The sequence below is a fragment of the Bifidobacterium simiiventris genome, assembly GCF_019331715.1.
GTDB classification, from domain to species: Bacteria; Actinomycetota; Actinomycetes; order Actinomycetales; family Bifidobacteriaceae; genus Bifidobacterium; species Bifidobacterium simiiventris.
In genome coordinates, this window is the sequence record NZ_JAHBBG010000012.1 from 61,754 (window position 1) to 81,674 (window position 19,921).

General features: G+C 63.3%; 14 protein-coding genes, 1 tRNA gene and 1 pseudogene. 13 read left to right on the forward strand and 3 right to left on the reverse strand.

Features of this window, described 5'->3' with window-relative positions; genetic code table 11:
* Positions 1 to 78 precede the first annotated feature (78 nt).
* The 6 genes from KIH76_RS09795 (at position 79) to KIH76_RS09820 (ending at position 5,907) form a co-directional block, all read left to right on the forward strand.
* On the forward strand, positions 79 to 894 hold the full coding sequence (locus KIH76_RS09795) for a hypothetical protein (protein ID WP_214372721.1): 816 nt from the start codon (positions 79 to 81) through the stop codon (positions 892 to 894).
* Positions 884 to 1,723 (forward strand): Abi family protein, encoded by an 840-nt coding sequence (locus KIH76_RS09800; RefSeq protein ID WP_214372719.1) that lies wholly within the window; start codon positions 884 to 886, stop codon positions 1,721 to 1,723. The genes KIH76_RS09795 and KIH76_RS09800 overlap by 11 nt, the downstream gene beginning before the upstream one ends.
* Positions 1,724 to 1,772: 49 nt before the next feature.
* Positions 1,773 to 3,224 carry an FAD-dependent oxidoreductase gene (locus KIH76_RS09805; RefSeq protein WP_214372717.1) on the forward strand — a complete coding sequence of 484 codons (1,452 nt, stop codon included), beginning with the start codon at positions 1,773 to 1,775 and terminating at the stop codon, positions 3,222 to 3,224.
* A gap of 254 nt (positions 3,225 to 3,478) precedes the next feature.
* Entirely contained in the window at positions 3,479 to 4,678 is a 1,200-nt protein-coding gene (locus KIH76_RS09810; protein WP_214372716.1) for a serine hydrolase, read from the forward strand.
* Between the two features lie 153 nt (positions 4,679 to 4,831).
* Complete coding sequence (gene htpX / locus KIH76_RS09815; RefSeq protein WP_219070522.1) at positions 4,832 to 5,788, forward strand: zinc metalloprotease HtpX; 957 nt, start codon at positions 4,832 to 4,834, stop codon at positions 5,786 to 5,788.
* 45 nt (positions 5,789 to 5,833) lie between these two features.
* Positions 5,834 to 5,907: transfer RNA gene (locus tag KIH76_RS09820), tRNA-Gly, on the forward strand.
* A gap of 329 nt (positions 5,908 to 6,236) precedes the next feature.
* On the opposite strand, the gene KIH76_RS09825 is transcribed toward KIH76_RS09820, so the two are convergent.
* The 3 genes from KIH76_RS09825 to KIH76_RS09835 all read right to left on the reverse strand — a co-directional run bounded on the left by KIH76_RS09825 (position 6,237) and on the right by KIH76_RS09835 (position 9,264).
* Positions 6,237 to 7,637 (reverse strand): polysaccharide deacetylase family protein, encoded by a 1,401-nt coding sequence (locus KIH76_RS09825; protein ID WP_236036966.1) that lies wholly within the window; start codon positions 7,635 to 7,637, stop codon positions 6,237 to 6,239.
* A 214-nt stretch (positions 7,638 to 7,851) separates the two neighbouring features.
* Positions 7,852 to 8,373, reverse strand: coding sequence for a GNAT family N-acetyltransferase (locus tag KIH76_RS09830; protein ID WP_214372714.1), 522 nt, complete (start codon positions 8,371 to 8,373; stop codon positions 7,852 to 7,854).
* A 57-nt stretch (positions 8,374 to 8,430) separates the two neighbouring features.
* Entirely contained in the window at positions 8,431 to 9,264 is an 834-nt protein-coding gene (locus KIH76_RS09835) for a DUF1684 domain-containing protein (RefSeq protein ID WP_214372713.1), read from the reverse strand.
* A gap of 608 nt (positions 9,265 to 9,872) precedes the next feature.
* On the opposite strand from KIH76_RS09835, the gene KIH76_RS09840 reads away from it, so the two are divergent.
* The 7 genes and pseudogenes from KIH76_RS09840 (at position 9,873) to KIH76_RS09870 (ending at position 19,758) form a co-directional block, all read left to right on the forward strand.
* Entirely contained in the window at positions 9,873 to 11,159 is a 1,287-nt protein-coding gene (locus KIH76_RS09840; protein WP_214372712.1) for an adenylosuccinate synthase, read from the forward strand.
* Positions 11,160 to 11,249: 90 nt separating this feature from the next.
* Positions 11,250 to 12,413 carry a fluoride efflux transporter FluC gene (locus KIH76_RS09845; RefSeq protein WP_420829273.1) on the forward strand — a complete coding sequence of 388 codons (1,164 nt, stop codon included), beginning with the start codon at positions 11,250 to 11,252 and terminating at the stop codon, positions 12,411 to 12,413.
* Positions 12,410 to 12,796 (forward strand): fluoride efflux transporter FluC, encoded by a 387-nt coding sequence (locus KIH76_RS09850; protein ID WP_214372711.1) that lies wholly within the window; start codon positions 12,410 to 12,412, stop codon positions 12,794 to 12,796. The genes KIH76_RS09845 and KIH76_RS09850 overlap by 4 nt, the downstream gene beginning before the upstream one ends.
* Positions 12,797 to 13,017: 221 nt before the next feature.
* Positions 13,018 to 14,169 (forward strand): LacI family DNA-binding transcriptional regulator, encoded by a 1,152-nt coding sequence (locus KIH76_RS09855; protein WP_214372709.1) that lies wholly within the window; start codon positions 13,018 to 13,020, stop codon positions 14,167 to 14,169.
* A gap of 555 nt (positions 14,170 to 14,724) precedes the next feature.
* Positions 14,725 to 16,035, forward strand: a pseudogene (locus KIH76_RS09860) (MFS transporter); the annotation flags it as partial.
* 236 nt (positions 16,036 to 16,271) lie between these two features.
* A complete protein-coding gene (locus KIH76_RS09865) occupies positions 16,272 to 17,993 on the forward strand; it encodes an MFS transporter (RefSeq protein ID WP_214372707.1) in 1,722 nt (573 codons plus the stop codon).
* Positions 17,994 to 18,393: 400 nt separating this feature from the next.
* Entirely contained in the window at positions 18,394 to 19,758 is a 1,365-nt protein-coding gene (locus tag KIH76_RS09870; protein WP_219070523.1) for an MFS transporter, read from the forward strand.
* Positions 19,759 to 19,921: the final 163 nt, after the last annotated feature.

Below are 19,921 nucleotides of genomic sequence, written 5' to 3' on the forward strand. Positions count from 1 at the left end.
TTGGACGGATTTTTCCGCCTTTGAGTGTATTATTGTGCCCATTCGATATGTCAGTGAAGATCAGACGGAGGAAATCCCATGCCTCAAATAACGGATTATGCAGGTGCCGCTAAGACAGATGGTCGTCTGGCTTATCCGTCTATACCGCTTGGCACAGCTCTTCAGATTAATCGTCAGATAATGAGTGAGTGTAAGCATGACTATATTGATGGAACCATCAACAATGCAAAGATAGCTCGAATACTCAAGCAAAAGTCCACAAGTGGTTCTTTTAAAGGGAAAGTATACGCGCTGAACAAATATGGACTGAGCATTCGGGAAGGCCAGTTGAACCGTGTTACAGCGCTTGGCCAACGTCTTGCTGAGCAGGCGTTGCCTCAGGATATATTTACGGCCTTCAGGAGTTATGTGCCATTTGATGAGCTATACAGGCGTTTGGAAAAGAACCACGTGATCGAGATAGCGGCTTTAGAAGAAGAGGTGGCTCGATGTCATCGTTTCGATGCGGGGAAGACGAAAGAATTCAGCCGTGTATTTCTGAAAAGCCTAGAAGCAACTGGCAAGCTGGAACGAATCAAAAATACTGAGATCTGCATACTTCCGGATGAAGAAGAATCGATAAAAACCGATGCGGGTGCGATATTGGATACAGACGTTAATGGATTAACAGAAATGACGGTCGGACAAGATGCTCCGGTATTGGAGTCCTTGGTTGGTTTTAACGGAATGGCGGAGGAACAGACACAGTTAACTGTTGCGAAGATTCCGGCGGGGGAAATCCGGTTAGTTGTTGCTCAAGGGGCCTCTTATGCTGATATTGGAGAGGCTGTGATGTCTTTACTTCAGCTGTCAGGGAAGCTGAACAAGGAAAGTTCCAACAAGCATGTTCGATGAAAAACAAGCGGCCTCCGAGGAGGCCGCCGACGTAGAGCGCTCCAGCCTAACGCCGAAGCTGCCGTTCCAGGATAGCACCGATCATTCGCCTGAGGAAATGCCGACAGCTGAATTACTATTAAGCAGACCGCGACTTCAGCCTTATCTGGATGCGGCGGAAGGGAAACTTGACGACGCTGTTTCCCTGTACCGGTGGAATCAAGAGTTCATCAGTGTAGTGCTCAAACATAGTTCCGATGTGGAAATGGCCGTGAGGAATGCGATGGATCGGCAGCTGCGGCACTTGTCTCGGAACCGATACAACATGCCCGATTGGATCGGAATCGAAGATAACTCCACGCCGGACGAGATCTATTCGGTGCTGGGCAAAGGCATTCGCGATGCCCGTGTCCATGCCAAGACAGAGGCTCACCAACGGCCGAAAGACCATCCTCGTTTTGGTGTGCGGCCAACGCGGGATGATGTTTTAGCTCAATTGACTTTTGGGACTTGGGATATTCTGCTCGGGTCGAACATCTCCGTGCGGGAAACCACGTCAGTTCCGCAACTATTGTGGGCTGAAGGATTATGTGAGGCTTTTCCTGGAATGTCGGCTGACGACCTAGCTCGTCGGCACTTGAGTCTTAAACTCAAGCGTATTCGGACTCTTCGCAACCGTGCGGCGCACGGTGAGAATCTTTTACGCGTGGAGCCAGAAAGACGACTCACGGATATGCTGTCGATATTGTCGGTGATCAATCCGGGATTTCCGCAGTGGTCGATGCAGCATAGCAGGTATCGTGCCGTGGCCAAAAAGCGTCCCCGATTTCCATTGCAAGGAAAAGTGTAGACTAAATCGCCTCTTCCGCGATTCGGCGGCTTGCGATAGGCTGGGACGCGTGACTGAAACTGTGAATACCGAACTTCGTATTGCTGTGATCGGCGCTGGCCCGGCCGGCGTCTACTCCTCCGACATCTTCCTGCGCCAGCTCAAGAAGCTGGGCGAGGAACTCGGCCTTGGCACCAAGGCCCGCATCGACCTGTTCGAGAAGCTGCCCGTGCCGTTCGGCCTGGTCCGCTACGGCGTGGCTCCCGACCACCCGTCCATCAAGTTCATTGCCGACGCGCTTGAGAAGACGCTCGACAACCCCGACATCCACCTCTACTGCGACGTGGAGTTCGGCAAGGACGTGACGCTCGACGAGCTGCTGGAACGCTATGACGCGGTCCTGTTCGCCACCGGCGCGGTTAAGGACAAGCCGCTCGGTCTGCCGGGCGCGGACCTCGACGGCGTGTACGGTGCGGCCAAGTTCGTCGAGTGGTACGACGGCTACCCGACCGGCGCTCGCGAATGGCCGCTGACGGCCGAGAACGTGGCCGTGATCGGCGGCGGCAACGTCGCGATGGACGTGGCCCGCGAGCTCATGCGCAACGCGGACGACCTCAAGGCCAAGACCGACATTCCGGACAACGTGTACGAGGGCATCCAGCGCAACAAGGCGAAAACCCTCCACCTGTTCATCCGCCGCGGCGTCGCGCAGGCGAAGTTCAGCGTGCAGGAGCTGCGCGAGATGGAGAAGCTGCCCGGCGTGCAGCTCATCATCAACGAGGACGACTTCGAGCTGGACGACGACACCATCGAGGTCGCCGGCAAGGACAAGCTCACCCGCCAGATGGTCGAGGAGCTGTTCGCGATCCGCGAGATGGCCGAGGACATGGAGGACGACGGCGACGTCGACTTCGAGGGCAACCCGGCCGACCGCAAGTACTACATCCACTTCAACTCTGCCCCGACCGAGGTGCTCGGCGAGGACGGCAAGGTGACCGCGATCCGTGTCGAGCGCACCGAAACCGGCGCCGACGGCAAGATGCACCGCACCGGCGAGTTCACCGACTACCCGGTCGAGGCCGTGTACCACGCGATCGGCTACAAGCCGGCCGAAGCGCCCGGCATCGTGTACGACGAGAAGGGCGCGCACCTGGCCAACGCGAACGGCGACGGCCGCATCACCACCGCCGCGGACGGCGGCGAGGTGCGCGAGCGCCTGTACGCGACCGGTTGGGCCAAGCGCGGTCCAGTCGGCCTGATCGGCTCGACCAAGTCCGACGCGCTGATGATCGTGACCAACATGCTCGAGGATCTCGCCAAGGCCGCGGAAGGCGGCCGCGTGGCCGCCGACCGTGATCCCGAGTCGATCGACCGACTGCTGGAAAGCCGCGGCATCAAGCCGATCGACTTCGCCGGCTGGAAGAAGGTCGACGCGTTCGAGCGCGCGGAAGGCGCGAAGGAAGGACGCGAGCACAAGAAGGTCATCGACCCGGATCAGATGCGCGAACTCGCGCACGCCTGATCGTGCGGCCGGTCACGGCCGTGCATGACGGATGAACGACGACGGAGGACGGTCCCTGCGCTCTGCGGGGCCGTCCTCCGTGGTTTTTCGGGCCAAGCGGACGAGGAGGGCGGGCGTACGGATCGCCGGCGCGTCACGGTGCGCCGCGATCCGTGCATTCACCGACTTCCCAGACCGCTTCCAGCAAACGCGGCATGGTGGCCGCGTATATTGGGCACCGCAACCAACCTGTACCAGATGTTCCGGGAAGTGCCATGCCGAATCGCAATCGTTTTCAGCGTCCGACCGCGCCGCGTGGCCGGGGCGATCGTCCCGGCCGGTTCCGTCGCGCGATGCATACGTGGGCGTCCAATCTTGCGCAATCTCCCGTGTACCGTCGCCGGCTCGTCGGCGTCGTCTGCGCGACGCTTGCGGTATCGGTCGCCGCATATGGCAGCGTGCGGTATGTTTGGCACGACGCGGCGGACGAATCCGAAGCCGTTGCTTCCGCGACCGACGAAGCCCGGCAGCAGGGGACGGTCGATTCCACCGAATCGTCCGTATCCGCGCACAGTGAGCCCACGCCGACCGAAACCGTGTTGGCGGGCATCGGCCAGATCGACGGCGCCGCGCAGATCTCCACGGCTGGGTTCACGCTCGATCCGGAAACGCAGGTGCAGCTGGAGAATGAGCTGAATACGTTCGCGTCATATGGATATGGCGTCTCGTTCGTGATGGTCGACGTGGCGTCCGGCAAGACGCTCGCCTCGTACTCGGGCACGGAGAGGTATTCCGCGTCCGCGATCAAGGGGCCGTATGTGCTGTCTCTGGCCGAGACGGGAACGATCGACCTCAATGCGGTGTATGCGGCCGAAACCGACGCCGACGCGACGACGCAATACCTGATCGACCAGGCGATCACCGTGTCCGACAACGACGCGTACAAGGAACTGCACGACACGTACGGTTCGGATGCGTTCGCGCGATGGTCGGCGGCTGCGAACGTTGGCGTGGATGTGACGCAGGGCGCGTATCTGAATATGGCTGCGGCCGATCTTGCTCGGATGTGGGCTGCGGGATATGGGTACCTGTTCGGTTCGGACGATGCGGCGGCCGATGACACGACCGGCGGCACGGGCAATGGTGCGACGGCTGCGAACAGTGCGACCGACAACACCACCCAGACCGCGGCCGACCTCGACTCCGCCGCACGCCAATGGCTGGCAGGCGAGTTCTCCGGCACGCTTAACTCCACGATCAGCATGGCGCTCGGCGGCCAGTACTCCGTCTACACCAAGGCCGGCTGGATCAACGGCGAGGGCGACTACTACGCGCTCAACGACGCCGGCATCGTGCGCTCCGGCTCCGGCGACTACATACTGGCCGTGATGACCAGCGCTGCCGACGAATACGATCTCGTGACCGGCCTGATTTCCATGCTCGACACGATCCATTCCGCCGCCATGACCGCGTGATTCGTGCGCGAACCGGCGCGCGCCGCCGTCCAGCGGATCGTCCGCAGGAGCGCGCGGCGGCGCACGGAAGCGCCGTTACGCTTGCGGCTAATCGCCCTGCAATATCCGGCAATCTCCAGCCAACATCCAGATAGTGAATTTACTGTGAGGATCATGAACGGCAAATTGCGAGTGCACGGCCATTACAACGGCCTGAAAACGACACTGCTTTTCGCCCTGATGTGGGCGGTGATCATGCTGATCTGGTGGGCCACCGGCGGCCGCCGCAGCACGCTCAGCGTATATATTCTTATCGGTCTGGCCACCACGTTCTGCTCCTACTGGTTCTCCGACAAACTCGCTATCGCCTCGATGCGCGCCCGTGAGGTCTCCGAAGCCGAAGCCCCCGCGCTGTACCGCATCGTGCGCGAGCTGAGTGCGAAGGCCGGCAAGCCGATGCCGCGCATCTACATCGCGCCGACCATGAGCCCGAACGCCTTCGCCACCGGCCGCAACGAACGCCACGCGGCGGTCTGCTGCACGCAAGGCATCCTGCAGATGCTCAACGAGCGCGAGATCCGCGGCGTGCTCGGCCACGAGCTCATGCACGTCTACAACCGCGACATCCTGACGTCCGCGATCGCGTCTGCGATGGCCACGGTGATCACGTACCTCGGCTATTCGCTGATGTATCTCGGCGGCGGCTCGCGCGACGATCGTGACGGCGATTCGGGCGGTGCGCTCGGTCTGATCGGCGTGCTGCTGTGCTCGATTCTCGCGCCGATCGGCGCGTCGCTGATCCAGATGGCGATCTCGCGTACGCGCGAATACGATGCCGACGAAGACGGTAGCGTGCTGACCGGCGATCCGGAGGCGCTTGCGTCCGCGCTCAACAAGATCTCGACCGGCGCACAGATGAATCCGATGCCACAGACCGCGGGCACGCAGTCGGTGGCTGCGATGATGATCGCGAATCCGTTCTCCGCACAAGGTCTGTCGAAGATGTTCTCCACGCATCCGCCGACCGAACAGCGCATCGCGCGGCTCATGCAGATGGCCCAGGAGATGCGCGCCCAGCAGGACGGTTTCGTGAGCGGCGGAACCGATTACGGTGCACAGATCCGGTACTAGTCATCTGCTACACTAATCACTTGTGTCTCGCGCAGGCGAGGCGATGCGAATGTAGTTCATCGGTAGAACGACAGCTTCCCAAGCTGTAGAGGCGGGTTCGACTCCCGTCATTCGCTCCACTGAGAACCGTTGGAATTCCAACGGTTCTCTTGGTTTCTGGCTGCATAGATGACGCAGTATGACAACACACAGGGCCACGAGGCGTGGGGTGCCCGCCCAGTCGTGGTAGCCTCCCGGGCATACGGCCGGTTTGGGGTGTGGAACAGGCTGTATGCCCGGGAAGTGACCGGGATGACATCCCGGGTAGGCATTGTTCCCGGGCATGCGGCCGGTTTTTGCCCGGGAGACGGCCGTAAGCCCGGGAGGCGTCTTGCAAGTCGATATGGCTCCCGGGCATGCGGCCGGTTTCGGGTGCGGAAACGGCCGTATGCCCGGGAGATATCCGCGCTCACCGCCCGCTGAGCTTGATGAGCTGGTCGATGGTGGCGAACTCGTATCCGGCCTTGCGCAGGTCGTCGATGATCTGCGGCAACGCCTCGACGGTCTGCGAACGATCGCCGCCGCCGTCATGCATGAGCACGATCGCGCCGTTGTGCGCGCCGTTCAGCACCGCGTCGTGGATCGCGTCCGCGCCGGGCAGCTTCCAATCCTCGGTATCGATGTCCCACAGCACATTCACGCTGATCAGATCGCTGGCCGCCGCCCACTGCTTCACCCCGAACGCGCCGTACGGCGAGCGGAACACCTTCGTACTCACACCCGATGCGGCCTTGATATTCGCGAACCCGTCCGTGATATCGGTCCGCATCTCGGACTCGCTCAAATCGGGCATGTTCGGATGCGTGTTGCTGTGGCTCGCCACCTGATGCCCCTCGGCCACCATGCGCTTCTCTGCGGCCGGCCATGCCAGCGCCTGCTCGCCGAGGTCGAAGAACGTGGCTTTCGCCTTCTTCTCCTTGAGTACGTCGAGCACCTTGTCGCTGTACTGGCTCGGCCCGTCGTCGAAGGTCAGCGCGATCACCTTGCGTCCGGCCGGGTTCGGGTTGAACGAATCGACCACGAGATCGACCGGCTGCTCGATCACACCCTTATCGACTTCGATGCCGGACTTCGAGCCGACCCAGACCTCGCGTGTGCCGTTCTTGCCGGCCTGCTTGAATCGTTGGATGACGCCGGTCAGGTTGACCTTGTCGGTGTCGTATGTGACCGTGTCGTGACGCACGGTGTGCGATTCGGTCACGTCGGCGCCGTCCGCGACCGTGATGTCGGCGTGTTCGGGAACCGTGATCTGCGAACGTTCGCCAACCGGAATCTCCTGACCGCCGATCGTGACGGAGATCGGCTTGCCGCCGGTCTCGTCGATCACCGAGCCGTCGATCGCCAGCAGACGTCCCGGCTTATGCCCGAAAGAACCGTTGTTCTCCAGTAGCACATCTACGGTCGCGCCGATATGCGTGCGAACGTTCTCGCTGCCGGTGCCGCTGTCCACGGTCACGTCGATCGGCCGCCAACGCGTGTCCCACATCCACCACGTCGCCCCGCCGCCCGAAACCAGCAGCGCCGCGACGAGCACGCCGACCAGCACGCGCAGCCACGTTCTCGAACGGCGAGGATTGTTCGGATTCCCGCCGTTGCCCGCGTCGAAATCGTCCATCGTGGAGTACGGGATGCGCGACGGCCGCGCGGCCCCCGCAAACGACAGCTCCTCGATCGGCTCCCGCGATCGCTCGGGTGTGAATGACTGTGGTCGTGCGGAATTGCGTTTCGGCGGAAACGACTGCGGCTGCGATGCGTCGCCGTCGCCGCGCTGCCGGTTCGCCTGCTGATCTGGCGGTTGCGGAACGGTCATGATGCCCCCTTGCCTCGGTCGACGCGGTCCGGTTGACACGGCGTCGGTCGGTGCCGTCACGAGTCGGTACCGACCGTGCGGATCACGTCACCATTATCCCGCGCGTCGCTGGGACGCACGCATACGACATGCGGTCGGCATTGCCAAGCCGAGGGCGATCGCAGGGAGACGCAGATGATCGCATTGCCCATCGGCGCAATGCCGTCCGCGCAATTCAGACCAAATTGATCCAGTAACGGCGTACGTCAGGGAATCCGGGGTGCGGCACGACGGCTTCGAGCACGCCGTGATTCCTTTCGATCACCTTCGCCGAGGCGACGTTCGTCTGGTTGCAGGTGACCAGTATGCGCGGGAATCCCAGTTCTCGCGCCTTGAACAGGGTGAGCCGCAGGATCTCGTGCGCGTATCCGCGGCCGCGGTCGGACGGGCGTACGCTATAGCCGATCCGGCCGGCGAAATGATCGATGAAATCGTTCGGTTCCAGACGGATGTCGGAGATGCCGACGATATGCGGCCTGCCATCCGACGGATTGTCGGCCGCGTCCACTGCCAGAAACACCTGCTCCCGGACCTTGCCGTAATGCGGCGGATAGTCGCCGGCGAGCCAGCGCCCGTAGTCCTCGGCATGTTCCAGTCCGACGCCTCCGCTGATGCGCTCGCCTCGATCGATGAATTCCCTGCGGAACTCCATCACCGCCTGCTCGGTGCCGGCGTCCGGTGATATAAGCTTGAGCATGATCCCGCCTTTCGTAAGTGCGTTTCGTGAGTACGGACGATACCGTTCGTGCGCCGGCTACAGGCGCTCGTAGGGAATCTTGTCGCCGGCGGTCACGGCCGCGGGCAGCGTGTTCTCCAGCGGAGGCATCTCGCAGGTGCAGAAATCCGTGTACGCGCAGAAGTAGTGCGTCGCGCGGTTGAAATCGATTTCGGTGACTTTCGCGGGATCGGTGATCGGGAATCGCAGGATACGCCCGCCGCCGTAGGTCTCCTTGCCGGACGTGGCGTCGCGGAAGATCACCAGACCCTGGCCGTGCGTGTTGGCCTGGAACACCTTCAACGCATAGTCCTTGCCGTCGATGGTGACGGTGAGCTCGCCGACCACCTTCTCGATATGCTGCAGGTTCGCCATGGATGCGCCCACCGTTTCGGTGTAGGACCGGTCGAACGGCTTATAGGACGCCGGCACCACCCACGCGCGGCTTGGCGCGTAGTACGGGGTGCTGCGGAAGTTGCGGCGCAGCGGGGAGTTGGGGTCGCGTACGCGCACCGCATACTTGTTGAGACCGCCGACGCGTTTGATGAGTTCGGCCTGAAGGTCGCCGAAGTCGATCTTCACCACGTTGGCGTCCTCGTCGCCGGGCACCGTGAAGATGCGTGGACTGGAGAGCTTGAGCAGGTTGATCTTGACGATGCTGCCGTCCTCGGGCGTGTAGGTGACGGTGTTGCCTTCGGCCAGCCAGGTTCCGGGGAAGTTGTCGAGTCGGCGTTCGACGCCGTCCTCGAGCCAGTCGATGCTGACGATGGACAGGAACCCGAGCGGCGCATTGACCGCGTCGTCCTTCTCCTTGTGCCATGTCTCGAACTCGTTCGCGAATTCCTGATCGGTGAGGGTGTCGGCTGAAACCATGATGGTCCTTTCGGCGGAGATTGATGGGGATGGGTGATGGGCGGAACGAATGATGCGACTGCGCCGATCACCTGATCGGTTGGCCGGCGGGGTCCCCAACTACTCGTCCGTCGGCTGTTCCACACCATACCAAGCGAAATTCGTCGTCGGTTTACATCGATATATGTTTTCTTTATAGGCCACTATCGGATGGTGCTGTCATGCGCGAAGGAGCTAACGATAATCCCTGTAATTCACCTTCTGTTCAGACCGGTATTCGAACATATGACCGCGTATAAGAATTACCGATAATCCATGCGGATGTCGTCTGTGACGAGGCGCATATAGTGGGGCGCGTCGATCGGGTCACGCCGGTTCGGTCCATCATCGGTGCCAATGAAGTCGGGCACGTGCACGAACACACCTTGCGAAACGGCCATGTGAAAGTAACGGACGCGACAACATTCCGGTCTGGTGAACGCGGGCGGCTCCCGATGCCCTTGCGCGGGCGGGCCGGGGCGCCGAGAGGCTCAATGCTCCGTCCGCAGCGCGGGCCGTTTACACGGCGGGTAGAGACGATAGGGTAACCTGTTCGTCGGCAGAATAAGGCGATGTGGCGGAGGTACGTTATGGCTGGAATCGTGTTGATCGGCGCTCAGTGGGGCGACGAAGGCAAGGGCAAGGCGACCGATCTGATCGGTACGAAGGTCGATTATGTCGCGCGCTTCAATGGCGGTAACAACGCCGGGCACAGCGTGGTCGTCGGCAACGAGTCCTATGCGCTGCACCTGCTGCCGTCCGGCATCATCAGCCCGAACGTGACCCCGGTGATCGGCAACGGCGTCGTCGTCGATCCGGAAGTCCTGTTCGAGGAGATCGACGGCCTGCAGTCGCGCGGCGTCGACTGCTCGCGCCTGCTCGTCTCCGAGGCGGCGCACGTCATCGCGCCGTACCACCGCGTGCTCGACAAGGTCACCGAACGCTTCCTCGGCAAGCACAAGATCGGCACCACCGGCCGCGGCATCGGCCCGGCCTACGCCGACAAGATCAACCGCGTCGGCATCCGTGTGCACGACCTGTTCAACGCCGACCACCTGCACGACAAGGTCGAGGCCAGCCTGCACCAGAAGAACCAGATCCTGGTCAAGCTGTACAACCGCCGCGCCATCGACGTCGACCAGACCACCGACGAACTGCTCGCGCTCGGCGAGCGTTTGAAGCCGTACGTCGCCAACACCGGGCTCATTCTGAACAAGGCGCTTGACGAGGGCAAGACCGTCCTGTTCGAGGGCGCGCAGGCCACCATGCTCGACGTGGACCACGGCACGTACCCGTTCGTCACGTCCTCCAACCCGACCGCGGGCGGCGCGTGCACCGGCACCGGCGTCGGCCCAACCAAGATCAACCGCGTGATCGGCGTCTCCAAGGCGTACGTGACCCGCGTGGGCGAAGGCCCGTTCCCGACCGAACTGTTCGACGAGTCCGGCGACTGGCTGCGCGCGCAGGGCCACGAGTACGGCGTGACGACCGGCCGTCCGCGCCGCTGCGGCTGGTTCGATGCGGTCGTCAACCGTTACGCGAGCCAGGTCAACGGCCTGACCGACATCGTCCTGACCAAGCTGGACGTGCTCACCGGCCTCAAGGAGATCCCGATCTGCGTCGCGTACGACGTGGACGGCGAGCGGTACGACGACATGCCGACCGACCAGGCCGCGTTCGCCGCCGCGAAGCCGATCTACGAGACGATGCCGGGCTGGAGCGAGGACATCTCCGCCGTCCACTCGTTCGAGGACCTGCCGGCGACCTGCCAGGCGTATGTCAAGCGTCTCGAGGAGCTGTCGAACTGCCGCATCTCCGCGATCGGCACCGGTCCGCAGCGCGATCACATCATCTCCGTGCACTCGCTGATTGACTGATTCGTATCTGATTGACGATATGACCGGCCGGCTCCGTTGATGGTGCGGCCGGTCGCATCGTTCGTAGTACTTGAGGATTGAGAGGAAGCCGTGACCGACGAGGAACTGCCGTCGCTTGAGATGCCGATTTTCAAGCCGGTCATGCCCGCAGACAAGGAGGGGGACAAGATCGAGGATCTGTCCCCGTCCGATCGACCGGACGAAGACAACTCTTCCTTATCATTTCGACCGAGCGAAGCGAGCGGAGAGATTTCTCCCGCCGTCACCACGTCCGACCCGGAAGCAAGATTTCTCGACTCCGGCCTGCGGCCTTCGCTCGACATGACAGAAGACGAAGGCGCCTCGCAGTCCGCTGTGGACGAGGCGGCGGACGACGCGTCCGCAATCTCCGCAGCCGCCGAATCCGCCCCCACGACCCAGGAATTCGCGTCGACCCGCGTCAACGCGTCCTCCGGCCATCCCATCGTTTCGATTCTCGGCAAGGGACAGCCCGCGCCCCCGCAGATCCCGCTCGCCCCGATGAAGCGCATGCAGGCCCGTTTCAATCCGCTTGCGGACGGCATGCTGTACCTCGTCGTCTTCCTCGGCGGGTTCGTCGGCACCGGCATGCGCTACGGGCTGAACCTGCTGCTGCCGAATCCGGCCGCGCCGAGCGGTTTCTTCCACGCGTTCCATCCGGCCACGTTCATCGCGAACATGTGCGCGTGCTTCATCTTCGCCGCGCTCAGCGCCTACATGTCGCAGGCGTCGTGGATCCGCAAGCGCGCCCGTGAGCTGACCAGCCGCGGCGTCGGCATGGGCATGTGCGGCGGCTTCTCGACCCTGTCCGCGATGGCCATCGAGGACCTGACCTCGATCCACAACACGCAAATCGGCGGCTTCCTCTTCTACACGCTCGTGAGTTTCGCGTGCGGTCTGCTCGTGGCGTGGATCGGTACGAAACTGGCGTTGCGCATGGCCGCCAAGCGTGCGGTCAGGGCGATACACGAGCAGATGGCATTGGGCGACGGCTCGCATATCGCGCGATCCAGCGCGCCGGGCGGCGACTACGGCCAGCCGACGGGAGACCTGCCTGATGGTGTAGGCCCGGTAAGGACTGCCGAAGGACATGCGTCCGCCGGCGATGCGCAGACGGCCGCGGGAGCGGGCGGTGAGGACGAGATCGCGTTCGTGCCGTCCTTCGAACCCGACCCGGTGACCGATGAGATCGCCATGGTCGCCGATCCGGTGCGAGGGGAGGCTCACGCACGATGACCCCGATAACGACTTTTCTGCTGGTCGCCGTTTGCGGCGGCGTCGGAGCGGTGACGCGCTTCGTGCTCAATACGTCCATCCAACGCATGTGGAACAACGCGTTCCCGCTGTCCACGTTCATCATCAACGTCATCGCCACGTTCTGCGCGGGCATCGCGGCGGCCGCCTACGCGTATCAGACCGTCGACCACGGTACGTATCTGCTGTTCGTCACCGGCTTCCTCGGCGGTTTCTCGACGTTCTCCACCGCTATCAACGAGATGGTGTCGCTGGCCCGCAAGGAGCGGTTCGGCATGGCGGCGCTGTACTGCGCGCTGACGATCATCGTGCCGCTGCTGTGCGTTGCCGCCGGCTGGTTCTGCATCGCGGCCTCGCAGGCGTGACATCCGTTCGGGCGTCCGTCGTCGGCTGTACCTGAGTGCCTGAATTCACGGTGCATCATCGGCGGCGAGGACGGTGCTGCACTATCAGCCAATATCGGCCAGACCGCGCCACGGATAGCGAACCGGTTCGATTCGATCGAGTAGAATATTCGTGGAGTGTACCGAGGCGGTCCCGAGGTCGGGGAACCGCGCGAGATTTCGATGCGGAAAGGCGGTGTGCCGTGGTAGGCATGCGTGACGTGGCCAAGAAGGCGGGGGTGTCCCTGAGCACGGTGTCGCTGGTGGTCAACGGCACCGGATACGTGTCCGACGACATGCGCGAGCGCGTCACCGAGGCGATGCAGTCGCTCAACTACATCCCCAACGAGCTGGCCCGCAACCTGTACCGCGACCGCACGAACATGATCGGCGTGATCGTGCCGACCATCCGTCACCCGTTCTTCGCCACGTTCACGTCCGTGCTGCAGCGTGAGTTCTCCAAACGCGGCCTGCGTACGATGCTGTGCTCGACCTCCGACTCCGACAAGGGCGAGTCCGAATACGTCGACATGCTGCGCAGGCACATGATGGACGGTCTGGTCATGGCCTCGCATACCGCGCATCCGTCCGACTACTGGACGTCGATCGGCCGACCGGTCGTCGCGTTCGACCGGTACCTCGGCCCGGGCATCCCGGCGGTCGGCTCGGACCACGAGCAGGGCGGGCGCATGATCGCCGAACAGCTCATCCGATCCGGCGCGAAGCACGTCGTGATGATTGGCGGGCCGCGCTCGCAGTTCCACGATCTCGCGGCGGGCGGTGCGGACACCGTGGGGGACGGCGTGCGGGACACGACCTTCCCGACTGTCCGGTACTACCTGACGCTGGAGCGCGAGCTGACCGCGGCCAGCGTGCGCTGCGACTACGTGGAGGTCGGTGAAGTCAGTGATTTCGAGGGGTATGCGGTGGCCGCGTGGCATGTGGTCGACTGGTTTGCGATGACCGACGACGCGCGGGACGACACGGCTGCCGGCGAGTCCGGCGATGGTGATCGGGAGAGGGGCCGTGCCCGCGGCGAAGGCGCGGTGGACGCGATCGTCAGTTCGGATCTGGGCGCGGCGTATGCGGTGCAGGCCGCGTTGCGTTGCGGTCTTCGCGTGCCGGACGACGTGCAGATCATCGCGTACGACGGTACGTATATGGCCGGTGCTGCGGGCATCCGGCTGACTGCGGTGCGTCAGGATTTCGATGCGATCGCTACGGCCGTCGCCGACCGCATGATCGGTCTGATCGAGCAGGAAAGCGGCGATGGGGCGGCTGATGCTGCCGGCATGGTCGGCGCTACGTCCGATCTGATCCCGCTGAGCCTGCACATCGGCGATACCACGCGCTGACCGTTTTCCTCCCGGGCTTACGGCCGGTTCCGGGGTGTAAACCGGCCGTATGCCCGGAAGGGTGTGCGGATTCTGGGCTGCGTCCCGGGCATACGGCCGTTTGCGGTGCGGGAAATGGCCGTAAGCCCGGGAAGGTGTGTGGTTTCCGGTTCGGTTCCCCGGGCTTACGGCCGGTTGTGACGTGGAAACCGGCCGTAAGCCCGGGAGGAGTGTATGCCTGAGTGGACTGTAAGCCCGGGCGGGGTGTATGCCCGGAGGGTGTGTTGGTTTCCGGCCCCGGGCTTACGGCCGTTTGCGGGGGCTGGAACGGCCGTAAGCCCGGGAGCGGAGGGGCGTTACAGGTAGGAATGCGCGGGAAGGTGTCCGGGAAGAAGCGGCGGCGTGTCGAACCTGTTCGAGTTTGACCGAGTCGAACCGGTTCGATACAATATAAGCCGTGCGGCGAGGACGGCGAGCGACGTGATGTGACTCCCAACCAAACCCCAGACAATCGCAAACAACGCAGTTATCAACGTAGTTATCAAAAAGGGGATAATTATGGCGAGCACAGCAGTCGTGCACGATCCGGCGGTATCCGCCGACGGTCACCGTCCAACCAAAGCAGAAGTCGTCCGTCTCGGCGTCGGCTTCACCGTCTCCGCGGTCGCCTGCGCCATCCCGTGGGTCGCGCTGAGCTCCATCATCCTGCCGGCCGTGCTCGAAGGCATCGATCCGGCCACCAAGGAACCGATGCTCGGCCTCATCAACGGCATCGGCTCGTTCGTCGCCCTGCTGGCGAACATCGTCTTCGGCACGTTCTCCGACCTGACCCGCTCGCGCTTCGGCAAGCGCACGCCGTGGATCATCGCCGGCGGCATCGTGACCGGCCTGTCGATCGGCGCGATCGCATTCGTCCATACGCATGTCCTGATCATCCTGCTGTGGAGCCTTGCCCAGCTCGGCTACAACATGATGCTCGCCCCGTACGTCGCCACTATGTCCGATCGCGTGCCCGACCAGTACCGCGGCGCCGTCGCCGGATTCTACGGTGCCGGCATCGTGGCCGGACAGACCATCGGTTCGTTCGTCGGTGCGCAGCTGCTCAGGAACGGCGACGCCGGCATCTTCACCGGCTGGATGATGGGCCTGGTCATCTTCGGCCTGTGCGGCATCGTCGTCGTGATCATCTAGCCACGTGAGAAGGCGAATCAGGACGAGGCCCGCGAGGCCGTCACCGCCAAGTCCGTGCTGCTCAGCTTCCGTCCGCCGAAGAACGCGCCGGACTTCTACTACGCGCTCGCCGGCCGCACCCTGATGATGGGCGGCTACTGGATGATCAACACCTACCAGCTGTTCATCGCGCAGGACTACGTCTTCGCCGGCGACCCCGACTCCAAGAACAAGGCCGCGTCCGTCATCGTCACGATGTCTCTCATCACGCTCGTCGTCTCGCTGGTCTCCGCCGTGTTCGCCGGCCCGCTTACCGACAAGCTCGGCATGCGCAAGCTGCCGGTCGCGCTCGCCAGCTGCCTGTTCGCCCTCGGTGCGCTCATGCCGTTGCTGTTCCGCTCCGAAATGGGCATGTACCTGTTCGCGGGCATCGCCGGTCTCGGCTACGGCACCTACAACGCGATCGACCAGGCGCTCAACGTGTCCGTACTGCCGAACCCGGAGGAGGCCGGCAAGGATCTGGGCATCCTGAACCTCGCCAACACGCTGTCCACCGTGATCGGCACCGCGATGACCTCGCTCATCGTCGTGATCGTCAAGTCCGTGCTCGGCGTGACCCAGACCCCGCCGGCCGCGTACTCGGTGGTGTTCATCGTCGCGATCGTGATCGTGCTGATCGCCGCCTGGCTCATCATGCGCATCAAGAACGTGAAGTAGTCCGTCGATCCTTCCTTTCCTCTCATCCATCCAGTAAGTGGGTGTTTGCCTACCGCGAAAAGGCCGAATTACGGCTTCCGTGGTAGGTGAACACCCACTTTTTCGCATACTTGGTCGGATTCGGACGATCCGGTGGGGAAGGTCGAACCGATCGGTTCCGATCATGCTGTATCCGCTGACCATTACCATATCTGCGTAGAGAGAATCACGTAGATACAGGGAGAGGTGGCCGAACCATGACCGACAGTCAGTCCAATCCGCAATCCGCAAGCCAGACGCCGCAACCGCCGCAAGAACCGCAGACCCCGCCGCAGCCCAAGCCGCTGCCCGGCCAGATCTACATCCGCCCCGGCATCGACGACCGCCCGGACCTCGACAAGGCGCTCACCCCCGAAGACAAGAAGGCCATCGCGCGTCTCGCCGTCCGCATCGAACGCGAAAAGCCCGACGACTCCGCCGCCCACGCCGAGACGCAGGCCGTGCGCATGTCCACCGCCGGCTCGCCCGCCGTCGCAACCGCTGTCGCGCCCACGCCGATCGCTGACGCGTCGTCCGCCTTCCTCGACATGCGCGACCCGATGGTCGCCGCCGATGGCACCAAGCCGAGCAAGCCGGCGGTCCACCGTCTCACCGCCGCCTTTACGCTCGCCGCGCTGCTGCGCACCCTGCCGTGGGCGATGCTCAACGTGGTTGCCCTGCCGGCCCTCATCGACCGTCTGTACGGCAGCCCGTTTGGCCACCGTGCCGCGACCGGTGCTGCGGCTGTGGAATCCGCCCACATCGCCGGCATCGCCCCGCTGCCATGGCTCGCTCTGATCGTCGCCCTCGGCTCGATCGTCGGTCTGCTGGCCAACGTGGTCATCGGCGTCCACTCCGACCACACGCGTACCGCGATCGGCCGCCGCACCCCATGGATCATCGCCGGAGGCCTGCTCAGCGCCCTGTTCGTGCTGCCGCTCGGCGCGCTCGGTTCCGCCGGCGCCCTGCTGTTCTTCTGGCTGCTGCTGCAGATCACCTACGCCATGCTCGCCGCGCCGCTCGCCGCCGCATTCGGCGAACGACTGCCCGACAAGTTCCGCGAACATGCGATGCGCTGGCGTGGCGTCGGCCTCATGGTCGGCCAGATGGTCGGCGTTGCGCTCGGCGCGGGCGGTCTCGCGCTCGACGGCGAGCTGCCGTTCGGTCTGACCTCGCTCACGTTCATCCTGTGCGCCGCCGTGACGCTGCTCGTGTGGCCGAAGGAAGGCTCGAGCGAGTCGATCGCGTCCGTCAAGTTCAACTCCCGTCCGGCGCTCGCCGCGATGTTCAAGCTGCCGGCCGGCGACGAGAACGCCGCGTTCCGCCGCGCGTACTTCGCCCGCATCTGCATGATGACCGGCGTCGGCCTGATGACCGTGTTCCAGTGGATGATCGTGCGGCACTACGTGCTCGCCGCTTGGCTGATGGATGCGCGTTCGGCCGCGACGTCCACGCCGGCGATCCTGCCGGTGTGCATTGCGATGATGATGATCGCGGTCGGCGCGTTCGTCGGCGCGGCGGTCGCGGCCGCTTGGTCCGAGCGACTCAGCGAGTGGTGCGAGGGGAAGAACGTGGACACGCGCGTCGTCGTGATCGTGGCGTGCGCGGTGTACGCGGCGGCGATCGTGCTCCCGCTCGTACTGGGCATTCTGCTGGCACCGGCGGTCATCAACGTGGGACTGTTCGTGTACGGTCTGCTGACCGGGTTCTCGTTCGGTCTGTACGACGTGTTCAACCAGGATATCGTCGCCGAGTCGATCCCCGATCCGCGCGACAACGCGCGCTATCTCGCCGTGCTCAACGTGGCGAACACGTACGGCACGGTGATCGCGTGCTGCCTTGGCGTGCTCGCCGTGATGTCGGCCGGTTACGTCGCGCTGCTGGTGGTTGCGATCGTCGCTGTGCTCGCTGCCGCCGCGCTCACGCCCAAGGCCGCGTGAGACCTGGTCACATAGTGAACATGCGCTGGTTCGTCGCGGCGGCCGCTCCTATCGTGTGGAACCAGTCGAGCACACAGCTCGGTGGTTTCGTTCGATACCGAAAGGAGGTTCGCCGCGATGACTGGATACACTGCAATGACCGTTGAGTCCAATAGCAACGCTCTGCTGTCCGCACGAATTATTATTCCGTCTTCGTTGGCGGACTGATTCGGCATACAGCTTGAAGCCCCGCCAACGAAGGCAGGGCGCAAGCGAGAAGTCGCGATCTTTGCAATAAGCCCTGCCTGAACGGCGGGGCTTTTTTGATACGCCCCACAAGGTCACCGGTCAAATCACAAGCAGCAAGCGAACGCAATCACATACGACGTAACGAACAACACACAGACTACAGGAGCATCACATGCCAGCAGTGGAATCCACGACGGGCAACGCCGTGGCCGGCAAGCTGAAATCCGCCGCACGCGACTCGGTCAAAACCGTCATCGCAGCCTCGATGGTCGGCACGGCCATCGAATTCTACGACTTCTACGCCTACGGCACCGCCGCGGCGAACTACTTCCCTCACATCTTCTTCTCCGACAAGACCAACCCGACCGTCGCCATGCTGGCGAGCTTCCTCACGTTCGCGATCGCGTTCATCGCCCGCCCGCTCGGCTCGCTCGTCTTCGGCCACTTCGGCGACCGACTCGGCCGCAAGGCCACGCTGGTGGTGTCCTTGATGACGATGGGCGTCGGCACGTTCCTGATCGGCTGCCTGCCGACGTACAAGACGGCCGGCGTGGGTGCGGTCGCGATGCTGTGCCTGCTGCGATTCGTGCAGGGCGTCGGCCTCGGCGGCGAATGGTCGGGCGCGGCGCTCGTCGCCACCGAGAACGCGCCGGAAGACAAGCGCGCGCTGTACGGCTCGTTCCCGGAGCTGGGTGCGCCGATCGGATTCTTCCTGTCGAACGGCACGTACTTCGTGCTCGAGTCGTTCAACGATTCCGATGCGATGCTCGCATGGGGCTGGCGTGTGCCGTTCCTGCTGAGCGCGGTGCTCGTGGTCGTCGGACTCGTTGTGCGCGTGCAGATGGAGGAGACGCCGATCTTCCGCATGGCCCAGGAGAAGCAGCAGGTCGTCAAGGCCCCGGTCGTGGAGGTGTTCCGTAAATCGTGGAAGCAGGTGCTGCAGGCGACGTTCCTCGTGGCCGTCACGTACACGCTGTTCTACACGCTCGCCACGTGGTCGCTTGCGTGGGGTACGAAGACCGGTGCCGAGGGCGGCGGTGATCTCGGATTCACCAATCAGGAGTACCTGCTCATGCTCATGATCGCGATCTGCGTGTTCGCCGCGTTCATCGTGATCTCATGCGTGAACGCCGACAAGTTCGGCCGTCGTCGCGTGATCGTGACCTCGTCGGTGCTGCTCGTCGTGTTCGCGCTGCTGTTCCCGTTCCTGCTCAACGGCCAGGTCGTCGGTCAGCGCAACTTCCTCGCCAACATGGTGTTCCTGTGCGTCGGCTTTGCGCTGATGGGCACCGCGTTCGGGCCGATCGGCGCGTTCCTGCCGGAACTGTTCGACGCGAACGTGCGCTACTCCGGCTCCGGCATCGGCTACAACCTCGCCGCGATCGTCGGCGCGGCGTTCGTGCCGACCATCGCCACGTGGCTGAGCGCCCACTGGGGCGTGCACTCCGTGGGTCTGTATCTCGGCGTGATGGCTGTCTGCTGCCTCGTCGCGGTGCTGTCCTGCAAGGAAACCAAGAACGTCGATTTTACCAAGTAAAAAGCGAGCGAAGCGAGCCTCGGCTCCCTCGGTCGAGGGAGCCGAGGTTCCGTATCATCGCCGCCTCCTCAATCTACGCAAAAGTTACCACTCAAACCAATCATTCAATATTTGGACGTGACCATTCACGCCAACCCCTACCGGACTAGAACAGTGCGGCAGG

Coding starts and splice junctions, on each gene's coding strand:
- KIH76_RS09795 (WP_214372721.1), top strand. CDS start 79: ATGCCTCAAATAACGGATTATGCAGGTGCCGCTAAGACAGATGGTCGT.
- KIH76_RS09800 (WP_214372719.1), top strand. CDS start 884: ATGTTCGATGAAAAACAAGCGGCCTCCGAGGAGGCCGCCGACGTAGAG.
- KIH76_RS09810 (WP_214372716.1), top strand. CDS start 3,479: ATGCCGAATCGCAATCGTTTTCAGCGTCCGACCGCGCCGCGTGGCCGG.
- htpX (WP_219070522.1), top strand. CDS start 4,832: ATGAACGGCAAATTGCGAGTGCACGGCCATTACAACGGCCTGAAAACG.
- KIH76_RS09825 (WP_236036966.1), bottom strand. CDS start 7,637: ATGACCGTTCCGCAACCGCCAGATCAGCAGGCGAACCGGCAGCGCGGC.
- KIH76_RS09830 (WP_214372714.1), bottom strand. CDS start 8,373: ATGCTCAAGCTTATATCACCGGACGCCGGCACCGAGCAGGCGGTGATG.
- KIH76_RS09835 (WP_214372713.1), bottom strand. CDS start 9,264: ATGGTTTCAGCCGACACCCTCACCGATCAGGAATTCGCGAACGAGTTC.
- KIH76_RS09840 (WP_214372712.1), top strand. CDS start 9,873: ATGGCTGGAATCGTGTTGATCGGCGCTCAGTGGGGCGACGAAGGCAAG.
- KIH76_RS09850 (WP_214372711.1), top strand. CDS start 12,410: ATGACCCCGATAACGACTTTTCTGCTGGTCGCCGTTTGCGGCGGCGTC.
- KIH76_RS09865 (WP_214372707.1), top strand. CDS start 16,272: ATGACCGACAGTCAGTCCAATCCGCAATCCGCAAGCCAGACGCCGCAA.
- KIH76_RS09870 (WP_219070523.1), top strand. CDS start 18,394: ATGCCAGCAGTGGAATCCACGACGGGCAACGCCGTGGCCGGCAAGCTG.